General features: G+C 51.7%; 9 protein-coding genes and 1 rRNA gene. 5 read left to right on the top strand and 5 right to left on the bottom strand.

From position 1 onward, the window contains the following. The 3 genes from ACTF5Z_RS10050 to ACTF5Z_RS10040 form a co-directional block, all read left to right on the top strand. Positions 1-953, top strand: a 953-nt coding sequence (locus ACTF5Z_RS10050; protein WP_438985513.1) for an acetolactate synthase large subunit, incomplete at its 5' end; no start/stop codon positions are given. A gap of 8 nt (positions 954-961) precedes the next feature. Further along, positions 962-2,125 carry an L-lactate dehydrogenase gene (locus tag ACTF5Z_RS10045; protein ID WP_438985512.1) on the top strand — a complete coding sequence of 388 codons (1,164 nt, stop codon included), beginning with the start codon at positions 962-964 and terminating at the stop codon, positions 2,123-2,125. Between the two features lie 2 nt (positions 2,126-2,127). Further along, on the top strand, positions 2,128-3,054 hold the full coding sequence (locus ACTF5Z_RS10040; RefSeq protein ID WP_438985511.1) for a 2-hydroxyacid dehydrogenase: 927 nt from the start codon (positions 2,128-2,130) through the stop codon (positions 3,052-3,054). Between the two features lie 36 nt (positions 3,055-3,090). Here the strand turns inward: ACTF5Z_RS10040 and ACTF5Z_RS10035 are convergent, their stop codons facing one another. Beyond that, positions 3,091-3,861 (bottom strand): glucose 1-dehydrogenase, encoded by a 771-nt coding sequence (locus ACTF5Z_RS10035; RefSeq protein ID WP_423850187.1) that lies wholly within the window; start codon positions 3,859-3,861, stop codon positions 3,091-3,093. Positions 3,862-4,026: 165 nt separating this feature from the next. Between ACTF5Z_RS10035 and ACTF5Z_RS10030 the strand changes: the two genes are divergently transcribed. Further along, a complete protein-coding gene (locus tag ACTF5Z_RS10030) occupies positions 4,027-4,797 on the top strand; it encodes an SDR family NAD(P)-dependent oxidoreductase (RefSeq protein ID WP_423855505.1) in 771 nt (256 codons plus the stop codon). A 123-nt stretch (positions 4,798-4,920) separates the two neighbouring features. On the opposite strand, the gene ACTF5Z_RS10025 is transcribed toward ACTF5Z_RS10030, so the two are convergent. Next, on the bottom strand, positions 4,921-5,361 hold the full coding sequence (locus tag ACTF5Z_RS10025; RefSeq protein ID WP_423853694.1) for a phosphate-starvation-inducible protein PsiE: 441 nt from the start codon (positions 5,359-5,361) through the stop codon (positions 4,921-4,923). 704 nt (positions 5,362-6,065) lie between these two features. Here ACTF5Z_RS10025 and ACTF5Z_RS10020 point away from each other — a divergent pair. Next, on the top strand, positions 6,066-6,257 hold the full coding sequence (locus ACTF5Z_RS10020) for a hypothetical protein (protein ID WP_438985510.1): 192 nt from the start codon (positions 6,066-6,068) through the stop codon (positions 6,255-6,257). 2 nt (positions 6,258-6,259) lie between these two features. Here ACTF5Z_RS10020 and ACTF5Z_RS10015 read toward each other — a convergent pair whose 3' ends face one another. From ACTF5Z_RS10015 to rrf, 3 genes are all read right to left on the bottom strand, one after another. Further along, a complete protein-coding gene (locus ACTF5Z_RS10015; RefSeq protein WP_438985509.1) occupies positions 6,260-8,359 on the bottom strand; it encodes a diguanylate cyclase in 2,100 nt (699 codons plus the stop codon). Between the two features lie 80 nt (positions 8,360-8,439). After that, positions 8,440-9,051: a hypothetical protein gene (locus tag ACTF5Z_RS10010; RefSeq protein WP_438985508.1), complete on the bottom strand. Its 612-nt coding sequence runs from the start codon at positions 9,049-9,051 to the stop codon at positions 8,440-8,442. A gap of 162 nt (positions 9,052-9,213) precedes the next feature. Continuing rightward, positions 9,214-9,329 (bottom strand): 5S ribosomal RNA (rrf, locus tag ACTF5Z_RS10005). Positions 9,330-9,334 lie beyond the last annotated feature (5 nt).

The following is a 9,334-nucleotide window of genomic DNA, read 5'->3' as shown; positions in this document are numbered from 1 at the left end:
GTGGTAAAGCACTCATGCTGGGTGGTCGAGCTCTACGAGAAGAGGCCCTAATACAGGCTGGTCGCATTGCAGAAGCGACGGGCACCAGGATCATTACCGAAACTTTCTACGCTCGCCATGAGCGAGGTGAAGGCCGTATTCCGGTAGAGCGCCTACCCTACTTCGGGGAGCAGGCTCAGGATTTCCTCAAAGAGTTAGAGAATATTGTCTTTATTGGCACCAAACCACCGGTATCCTTTTTCGCCTACCCCGAAAAGCCCAGCTGGCTATCGCCAGAGGGCGCTAATTTAGTGCAACTGGCCGACGTCAATACCGACGCCCTCGATGCACTCACTAGACTTGCGGATGAACTCGGCTGCCCTGCAGAACCGACTCAATTTCAGGAGCGCAACACCTTCGAACTTGAGCAGGGTCCCGCGAATGCACTCGAACTGGGAAAAATCATAGCGAATCGCATGCCCGAGGGCACCATTGTCTCTGATGAGGGAGCGACCAATAGTTTATTTGTTTACGCCATGACAGTAGGTGCCGCCAAACACGATTGGCTGGCATTGACCGGCGGCTCCATTGGCCAAGGTCTTCCTCTATCTATTGGCGCAGCTCTGGCTTGCCCTGACCGCAAGGTGATTGCCCTGCAGGCCGACGGCTCAGCCATGTATACCGTGCAAGCATTGTGGACCATGGCGCGCGAAAATCTCGATATCACTGTGCTACTTTTGAACAACAGTTCGTACGCTATTCTCAACATTGAACTCCAGCGCGTGGGTGTGGAACATCCCGGTCCAACTGCACTATCGTTGCTGGATTTGAGCAACCCAACCATCCAATGGACCGACATCGCTCAAGGCATGGGCATAAAAGCTCAAAAAGTGACTCAGGTGCAAGAGCTGGACGACGCATTTGCGGCAGCGATGGCTGAGCGTGGCCCACGCCTAATCGAAATCATCTTGTAGGAGGATCTGTGAGTTCGTTAAACCTAGTGCCCGCCTCAACCGAGGACTACCGCCGCATCGCCGAGCGCAAGGTGCCGCGTTTTCTGTTTGATTATCTCGACGGCGGCTCCTACTCGGAAACCACACTGCGCGCTAACGTCTCGGCCTATCAAGACATCACCTTAAAACAAACCGTTTTAAAGGATGTGTCTTCCGTTGATACGAGCGTCAAGCTCTTTGGAACCCCTTATTCCATGCCTGTGGGCTTAGCCCCAATAGGCCTGGGCGGCATGTTCGGCACCCGAGGGGAGCTTCAAGCCAAAACAGCTGCCGATGCCCTGAATATTCCTTTCACCTTGTCAACGGTAGCGATATGTTCATTGGAAGAAGTGGCCGAAGTTTCTGATAAACCCTTCTGGTTTCAGTTGTATATGCTGAGGGACCGCGGGGCCGTGCAACAAATGCTGCAACGCGCCCAAAATGTCGGCGTCGATACGCTGGTTTTCACAGTGGACTTAGCGGTCTTGGGTGCTCGTTATCGAGATAAACGTAATGGTTTAAGTGGTGGGACCTCTTTCCGAGGACGCCTACGCACCGCTCTTAACCTTGCTAGCAAACCTAGCTGGATAAAGTCAGTCGGCCTAGGTGGCAAACCCCACACCTTTGGCAATCTGGAGGAATACGTACCTAACGCCAGTCGCCCCGACGACTTTCAAGCTTGGATCACTCAGCAGGTCGATGCATCCGTCACATGGAAAGATATCGAGTGGCTGCGCGACATCTGGCCCGGCAAGCTCATCATTAAGGGGATTTTGACCGAAGAAGACGCCAAAGAGGCGGTTCAAGTGGGCGCTGATGGAATCGTTGTATCAAACCATGGTGGCCGACAGTTAGATTGTGTCGATGCCACAATAAACGTGGTTTCAGACATCAAGTCTGCGGTCGGTGCTACCACAACCGTCATTCTAGACGGAGGCATCCGCAGCGGACAAGACGTCTTTAAAGCTTACGCTTTAGGTGCCGATTTCACATTAATTGGTCGCTCTTGGGTGTACGCCTTAGCCGCAGCAGGTCAGCGTGGCATCACAGATCTTCTAACCACATTCAAAGCTGAAATTGAGATATCTATGGCGCTTACAGGCACCACTCAGAGCCAAGAAATAAACCGCAGTGTGCTCAAAACTAAGGGCTAATCATGAAACCGACCATTCTTGTCAGCGATATTATTCAGGGGCATATGCTCGCTCCATTCGAACAGCTCGGCCAGTGTGTACCCATCGCAGATTCCAACGACGTAGCGGATGCTTCCGTCGTCATCTCTACAGCGTTCGACAATTTGGACGCTGACGCCATAGCACGTCTTCCGGTGTCGGTGCGATTGATCTCAAATTTAGGTGCCGGTGTCGACAAAATCGACCTTGAGGCGGCTAAGCGAAAAGGCATTGCCGTCACGAATACCCCAATTGTGGCCGACGATACCGCAGACCTGGCCTTTGCCTTGCTACTGGCAACCATGCGTAAAACAAGTTATAGCGAATATTTCCTCCGCCAAAACGACTGGGCAACAGCGGCTAGCATTATGGGCGTAACCCCTCGGGGAAAAACACTGGGTATTATTGGCGCAGGCGCAATCGGCTCCGCCATGGCGCGGCGAGCTCAGGCCTTCGGTCTAAAACTTTGTTACCACGGGCCAAACCAAAAGCCGGGGTTAGAGCAAGAACTCGATATTCAATTCGAACCCACACTCGAGGGCTTACTCGCGAAATCCGATGTCATCTCCCTACACTGCCCTTTGACAGAAGACACTCAGCATTGCATTAATGCCGTCACCCTCGCGGCGATGAAGCCAGGCGCCTTTATAATTAATACCGGGCGTGGACCTCTAATTAACGAGCAGGATTTAGTCGATGCCCTAAACAGCGGGCATCTCGCCGGCGCGGGCTTGGATGTATTTGAATATGAACCACAGGTACACCCCGAGCTACTCAATAATCCACATGTGACGCTAACAGCGCATATTGGTGGCGCGACGCCCGAATGCCGTACGGCCATTGTTAAACAAGCCATCGATAACGCCGCACAATACCTGACGACCGGCGCACTCAATAATCGAGTTATATAGTTAGCGCGGGCCACACCGAAAACTCGGCACAGTGCGCTAGCGGGCGGTGTACCCACCATCCACAACTAATTCCGAGCCAGTCATGTAGCACGACTCATCACTGGCTAAAAACAACGCAGCATTTGCAATATCCTCAGGCCGCCCCATTTGACCCATTGGGATCGCCATCTGTAACTGAGCCTCAACACCCTGGCGCTCTTCCTCAGCCATTGCCGCAATCGCATTAATAACCATAGGCGTCTCGATGAAGCCAGGATGAATGGAGTTCACGCGAACACCATAATTTTCGCGACAGCACCACAGTGCAGCTGATTTGGTGAAGATACGAACGCCACCCTTACTTGCGTTGTAGGCACAGGTAAGCGGATCTCCAATGATCCCCTCAATCGACGACAGATTAATGATCGACCCTCCACGGTTCTTCATCGCTAGAATACCGGCTTGCGTTCCCATAAAGACCGCATCCAGATTGACTGCTTGGGTCTTCCGCCAGCCCTCTAGGGTTTCGTGCTCCACAGAGGCCGTTACCGCGATACCTGCATTATTCACCAAAATACTCAGTGGCCCCAACTCGGACTCGGCAAACCCTATCGTTTCCGCCCATGCCAACTCGTCACAGACGTCCTGAAACCGACTAATCAATTTACCGGGTAGTCCCAAACCCTGATCTACCGTCTCTTGCGCTGCCTCAGCGTTGATATCAGTGACCAGTACAAATGCCCCCTCTTGGGCAAAGCGCAAGCACATCGCTCGGCCTAAACCACTGCCACCACCCGTCACCAAAGCCACTTTTCCTTCTAAACGCATTGCAACGCTCCTTTATTATTAATCACCGGAGTGTATCCTCGTAGTCCTCCAAACCAAAGGTCTAAAGTGGTCGGTTCAAACAAGCGGAATCTGGGCCGACAACCCTCTTGTCTACAGTCCGGTTTACAGGGACACTACAATAAACCTAATGTAAAAGGACATATCATGAACAACTACGCTGTTATCACCGGCGCATCCGCAGGTTTAGGCGCGGAATTTTCAAAACAGTTGGCAGCAAAGGGGTTGAACCTCGTGCTCATCGCAAGGCGGCTTGAAAAACTGAAGCAGATTGCCGAGGAGTTAAGTGGCGCCTATGGTATCGATGTAAAAATAATGGCGGCAGACCTCACACAATCAGACGCTCCATCACTGATTCATCAATTCTGCGAATCAGAAAACATCACTGTCAGCTGGCTCGTTAACAACGCCGGGGTGGCTGGTGAAGATCTGATTACCGAACGAGATTGGAATAAGCATGTAAGCTTTTATCAGCTAATGATGACCTCGGTAGCACACCTTTGCCACCTATTCGCGCCAGCAATGGTTGCGAATAAAGAAGGTCACATACTCAACATCGCCTCAGTCGCCGGTCGAATCCCTCGATCAGGCGGCTGCAACTATGGCCCCTCAAAAGCTTACATTGTGGCACTCAGCGAGGACTTAGCACTGACTCTAGCGCCACATGGTGTGAAGGTATCGGCACTGTGCCCCGGCTATACACACACCGACTTCCACGAAACAGCAGGCTTGTCGGAAATGAAAGCAAAAATGCCCAAGTGGCTGTGGTATGACGCGTCGACTGTCGTTAGGGAAGGGATCACCGCTCTCGAAAAAGGCAAATCCGTGTATGTCTCAGGTCGCCTATACCGTTGGATCGACCCGATTTTGCAGTCGGTCTGGACCCGTCGCCTGTTCAAGATACCAGCGCGTCTATAAACGACATGCAAGGTTAAGACCTACGACATATCAACTACTCAGTGGTGTGCGTCGCAAGAGTGCGGGCACCGAAGCTATAAGGCTTTGCTACGACCGCGATGCCGAGTGATGCGGAACGTCTTATTAACCCTCCCTGCCTGCTTCGTTCTCGCGGTCTTTACGTAACAGCATCTTTTCAAGGCTCAGCTTATCTTTTAAGCTCATTACGTAACTCGCAATAGCCAACACCAATATCGCGAAAGCTTCAGCCAATAGGAGCAACGGCTCCATCTCTTTACTGTGCAACACGATTAAGCGGCACAGTGCAGTCATGGCAATAATGATAGGGAGGGTGACTGGTATTCTATGGGTGCTATAAAATGCTCCCACCATTCCAATGACTTCCGCATAGATAAACAACAAAAACAAATCGGCAAGCAGTACCTGTCTGGCAGCGACCATGACGCTAACGTGCTGTGCTGCCGCAACGACCGTCGCAACGCCAATCACCGCTAATAACGCCTTTTCGCTCAATTCAGTCGTCCAGTGCTGACCTGACGACTTAGACACTATTTTTTCTAACATAATGCACTCCACAGATCCGAAGAGCGACGCGCGATGCCCGCCGTCCGCAAGACAGCTTGGCTTAGGTCAACCAAATTGTCAAAAAGCGAAACTCGATCCATCAGACCCACGAGCTCATAAAGAGCAAAATAAGTAAAGCAAGCGGAGTGTCTCTCCTCAAAATACCTAGCGTACCCCCATCAAGCGGCAAACGCTGCGCGCGCATTCAGTCAATCTCCCTAGCCCAATACTCAGATTTTAAATGTTTGTAGCCTCATAACTAGAAATCTTACGTATTTGGAATCGACTTTGGGGTCTACCCAAACCGCCGGGTAATGGATGGTCATTTAAGTGTGGTTATGGGTAACCGACAAGTTTGCTTCCATGCCTCACGTCGAGCACCAAAGGATCGCACGGATACCACTATCGGCCCTTTTTCAATTCAAGTCGAGAAACCAATGGAGCGTCTACGCGTCACGCTCGCACCGAATGAATACAGCAGCGAGTGCGACTTGCTATTTACAGCTAACTCATTACCCAATCAAGAGCCACCGAGTATGATGCACGACGACGGTCATTTCATCATGCACCCCACCCGCTTCCGCAACCTTTAAACTGACGGCTCGGTGACAGAGCATACGCTCGAAACTCGACAAAAATCTCTGACTAAAGACATTGGGCACAACCACTCAACGTGGGGCCATGGTATATGGAAAGGCGAATTCGTGACCGAGCGAGAAAGGATCAACCTCGACGACATCAACCCGCTCGATTACCCCAACATCCGCGTTCAGCAGGTAGCGACTGGATCTCAGCCTAAGAATACCGGATACCAGATTCTGGAGACCTTAATTATAGGCCGGCATACCCCTTCGGGTTTCAAGGACTACTTCGATGGCGCAAATATGCCTCTTTAAACTCAGGCTAGCGAGCGTAACTCGCGGTAGTCACCTTGGAGTACGTCCAGAATTCGAATTATCTCCGAAAAATCACGACCTATCGCCATGGGGTAAATCATAATCATCCTGATGCGCTTGTCGGGGCTAAGAATAAAGACACCCCTCACAGTTTTCGCTTCTTGAACTGTCGCTCCCATAGGTAAATACGCCTCAGCGGGGAGCATATTAAGGGCTTTGGAGAGTATTAAGTCCGTATCTGCAATCAGTGGAAACGTCACGGAGCACTGCGCTAAGTCTTGCACGTTACTCAGCCAGTCGCGATGCTCCTCAACAGGATCGGTCGACAACCCCAGAAGCCGAGTGTTGCGAGATTCCCACTCTGGACTCAGCCGAGCCGCTTCCGCCAACTCCGTAGTGCATACAGGCGTAAAATCTTTGGGATGACTCAACAATATCAACCAGCTATCACCCTGATACTCGTGCAAGCTGAATCGACCTTTATCTGTTTCTACCACAAAGTTCGGCAGACGCATACCCAATCGGAGCGATGGCTCTGCCGTTGCCTGACGATCTGCAAACACACGGTTTCGCCCGCTCGATTTCGCCCGATATAGCGCCGCATCGGCGCGGTCAAAAGCGTCGCCCAAATCCGCCTCAACCACATCAGCGATGCCCACCGACATCGTTACCGCAATTGCCTGATTAAATCGGGAAAGAAAAATATGTTGCTCGACGAGCGTTCGGTAGCGTTCCGCAATAGAAGCCGCCACCTCAAGAGTAACATCGCTCAAAAGAATGACAAATTCTTCGCCACCCCAACGAGCTATCAAATCTGTATCTCGCAGCTCTGCCGATAGTACCCGCCCAAACTCCGCCAATACGCGATCCCCCTCGGAATGGCCAAGCGTATCATTGACTTGTTTAAAATGGTCTATGTCTACAACACACAAAACACTTCTCGTGGACGAAGACGCTCTTTTTCTGCGCTCAAACTCGCGTTCGAAACCCGCTCGCTGAGCCAACCCCGTAAGATGATCTCGTTCACTTTCTTCACGCTTGCTAGCCGCCCGTTGCGTTTGTCTTGCCCTTGCGCTCTGGTACTGTAGGGTGAGAAACGCAATGACTACCCCTAGCAACAGCGACCGGCCCATAATCACGAAGTATCGCATCACGGTATCGGGCCACAGTATACGCTTGTAATAGGCTTCCCATTCACCCAGAGGCACGCGCGCCGTCACAGTCGCATCCTCCGCAAACTCTGCTACTAACGAGCGCGCCACCCTTGAATCAATCACTGCCAGTGTGTCAAGCTCATTAGTCAATTGCGCCTCTGTTGCGGGATCGAGAACCCCTTTGAAAATTTTAACATCTCCCGAACTATCCGAACCAGCTGGCTCATAAGTGGACGACTGACTCCACTCCCACTCGGACCCGGGGATCCAAACCCACGCTGGCATCGACCGGGTCGACATTATCACGGACTCAGGAACCAAGGGCTGGGTAAGGCGAGTGAATATTGACTGCAGAACAGGCCCCACGTTTATGTTCAGCACTAAGTAACCCCGCCGAACCCCGTCGAGATCAACGGGGGCGACGAGACGCGCAGTCGGCCTCACAGGAATCTCAATCTGACCCTTCTCGATATTAGGAGTAACTTGAGTAATCAAGACCTGTCCTTCCACCAAGCCTTGTGCCCGCTGAAAGTAGTCTCGCTGGGATTTATCTTGTAAATCAGCGATCAATTCCGCGCTCGTATCAACCGAATCCCGCAGAATCCTCAGGCGCTCTTTACCCTGGGGATCTAAAAGCCGGACCTGATGGTAGCGGGCAAACCGGTCGCTGAATCTTAACAGCAGCGACGCGATTTGTGGCTCCTGAGTTCCTGCACTCAAAAACCGCGCGATGAGGGGTAGTTCGCTGATAAACTGGGCATGACGAGCACTCTCAAACACAAAATATCGATAGCTCCGACGGCCGTTTTCCGTAGCCTTTTGAACCTGAGTCCGGAAGGCGTGCTCAAGATCATTTTTTCGGTCAATCCAATCGTACCAAACCCCCAAGTGCCCCAGAATAACAGCCAAACCCAAAAGGTACCCATAAACATAACGAGCCTTATACATTGGCTTAACGCCCCCCAGGTACAAATTGCGGCAAGACCGGTCTTTGGCTCACGTATTGGCGCTGATTCATGACCCTCAACCTAGTCATCGCTTTTACTTTTAACAGGGGATACGTACCGTAGGTAGGAAAAAACAATGTCCAAGGGGCCATAACGCCGAACTGCTTCTTCATCCGCCAGCGCTGTCTGGACAATAAGGGGAGCTCCCGATTCCCAATTAGCTGGGGTCGCAAGGAACTCACCATAAGTGCTCCGCAATGCTTCCAGTGCACGTCCGATTTCTGCAAAGTTTAAATCACCGATACTAGGCAAAGCACCTATGATCTGCACCCGTTTAGCAGGACTGACAATGTAATATTGAAGACTATGTTCATCTGGATCGAACAACGTCGACGCGGCCGCACCGCCAGCGTCACTTTGCAGTACAGCATACACCAAGTTAGAGGGGGCGCCCTGCTCGATCCCTGCCGTGGGGAGCATGGAAGAATTGGCGCAGCACACAACTAGCACGACGTCACTCGCAAGGTGGCGGCTCGCAAACTGAACGACATCGGGAGCTCTGCGTGCCAGCGCACTATCATGCTGCGATATGCCCAAGAACACGCACCAGCGACCCGCGACAACCTCATCTAAACTAAGATGATCACCAAATACGTTCAACTGAACATCAGGTAATAAACTATCAATTCGCACAAAGTTCTCTATTAAGACTACCCCAAAACACCCTAGCACTCAGAATAGCGTTCCACAAGCTCAAAGGTAAGCGTCCGGCAACCCCACCTCGAGCGTAGGTCACTTACTCGAAGCTCTAACTAAAAAACCCCCAGTCTTTCGACTGAGGGTTTTTATTTAGAAGCCTGGCGATGACCTACTCTCACATGGGGAAACCCCACACTACCATCGGCGATGCATCGTTTCACTACTGAGTTCGGAATGGGGTCAGGTGGTACCAATGCTCTATGGTCGCCAGGCAAAC

The sequence above is a fragment of the Aequoribacter sp. genome, assembly GCF_965659035.1.
In the GTDB taxonomy this organism is placed as follows: domain Bacteria; phylum Pseudomonadota; class Gammaproteobacteria; order Pseudomonadales; family Halieaceae; genus Aequoribacter.
This window is presented reverse-complemented; position numbering and strand designations above follow the sequence as displayed.